The 1,843-nt window shown below is 39.2% G+C and carries 3 protein-coding genes and 1 pseudogene; all 4 read right to left on the bottom strand.

Annotation, left to right across the window (positions count from 1 at the left end):
• The coding region (gene tnpB / locus AB4238_RS20660) for an IS66 family insertion sequence element accessory protein TnpB (protein ID WP_372035333.1) at positions 1–150 on the bottom strand (150 nt) is incomplete at its 3' end.
• Positions 144–485, bottom strand: a complete 342-nt coding sequence (gene tnpA / locus AB4238_RS20665) for an IS66 family insertion sequence element accessory protein TnpA (protein ID WP_372035329.1) — start codon at positions 483–485, stop codon at positions 144–146. The genes tnpA and tnpB, both read right to left, overlap by 7 nt.
• An 80-nt stretch (positions 486–565) precedes the next feature.
• Positions 566–832 (bottom strand): annotated as a pseudogene (locus AB4238_RS20670) (transposase); the annotation flags it as partial.
• A gap of 239 nt (positions 833–1,071) precedes the next feature.
• Positions 1,072–1,843, bottom strand: a 772-nt coding sequence (locus AB4238_RS20675) for a hypothetical protein (protein ID WP_372035331.1), incomplete at its 5' end; no start/stop codon positions are given.

Genomic DNA, 1,843 nt, shown 5'->3' on the forward strand with positions numbered 1-1,843 from the left:
GGTATTATTACAAAAAACAAACACGCTGGCGTCAGTAGCCTGTAGCGACAGTTGTTGTTCAACCATAATGGCTAAGCCATTTATCGATTTACGAAAACCCACGGGTTCACGATGCAGATAAACACAGGGTAACTGCTGAAACATCAACATGCTTGCAGGTCTTTGATAAACTCAAGCAAATAGCTTGGAGGTAAAGAGCTTGGGAAAGTCCATAGCCCAGTTTGATGCTGTAAACAGATAGTTGGTTGCGAGGTTACGGCCTGGGTTATAACTGGTGTGGTTGCAGGCGCTACAGCCTTTATAAACGAAGCCCCGTTTTTTGGGGGAATGTTAGTCATAATGGCTTTGCGGGCATAAAAGGTACTGGTACTTAGCTTATTTAGCTTATTTAGCTTATGCTGACGACAAAAATCGGTAATCGTTAAGCCGCTGCTAGGCTGTTGCTGGATCAAGTTAGTCCAATCGTCATGAGAACGTTTAGCCATATTAACTCCTGATGTAATAGTCAGTTGTTAAGATATAGCTTCAAAGCGGTAAGCTAAAAATGTACTTGCCCGGACGGTTACTTTTTTAATATTTCGTTGTGCTCCTGGAGGCGAGCTAGTTACTTTTTAACTCTCGAATTTCAATTTTTTCTGGTGATATAGGTGACGCTTTAGGTTGCTTACCTTGTCGCTCTTCTCTTAATTGCCGAACCCACTTATCCATAGTTGATTTACCCACATTCATAGCTTGATCGGCTTCAACAATTGAGTAATTTTGATCTAGCACTATTTGAGCTGATTCAAGTTTGAATTTTGCGCTAAAAAGCCTTTTTGTACGTTTTTTTCATAGTGTCACCTGTTAATTTATGAGGTGATGATATCACCTCTAACTAGATGGCCAAATTCACCGTACCACTACAATATGTCAGTATAACCGCTTTAAGCGGAGCATGAGTCGACATCTACAACAATGATCTTGATGAGAAAGCTAAAAAACAGAGCAGAAGGCCAGATTGCCTTCTGCAGGGTGATTATTGCATTGACTTAGCAGGAACGTCCATATATGTCTATGATTGTTCCATACACTTTAGTAGTTAAAGTAGAAGCCTCTAAGCGCATGAGAAAATCTGTAATCACTATCATGTGGTGGTGATGTGTAAGACACCCCAAAATTCATGCCGCTAAAATTGCAACTATAACCTCCATTTTGACAAGCATTGGTAGCATCTTCGTTATACGCAATAATAGTTTGCACAAAATAAGGTATATTGTTTATTGCTCCATCGTAGCCAGATTGATGATCAAAATCTACAGTATGCATCATCTCATGGGTAAGAAGCGGGCTTCCTATTTCTGATTCACTAAACATTGTCAATCCACTCTGACCCCAAGCAATGTCAGTTTTTGAACTTGATGTGTAAAATGAATAGTTTTCGCCATAATCTATTGTTTTTTTAATTACATAGCTTTTAAAATCGGTGTAATTCATTGGGATCATTATTAACGGCGAGCTTTGAGGATCAACTGTAATCGCAGCATGTGTGTTGTACAAGTTTTCAAACTTTGATGAGTTGATTAAAAATACCATTCGTGCGAATGACTCCTTAAACTTTTCTTTTTCAGTATCTGACCAATCAATAAGAGCATAACCAGGTGGAGCTTTAGCCGTAGCTCCCTTCTTAAAAGAAGCATCTTTCAATGGTACTGCATTGCCGAATATCAATTGGGGTTTGCTCATCATAGTTGTAACTTCAGCCATGTTATAAGTTATTAAAGATGTTATATCTTTATTACTCATGCCTAGGTCTGTTAAAAATTTACGTGCTGTTGCTTCAGGTGTCGTAGGCGGCGTAGGCGGC

This window comes from Shewanella sp. 10N.286.45.A1, from assembly GCF_041470405.1.
Classification (GTDB): Bacteria; Pseudomonadota; Gammaproteobacteria; order Enterobacterales; family Shewanellaceae; genus Shewanella.

What these genes read in the sequence shown, in the direction of transcription:
- tnpA (WP_372035329.1), bottom strand. Translation starts at nt 485, where the DNA reads ATGGCTAAACGTTCTCATGACGATTGGACTAACTTGATCCAGCAACAG.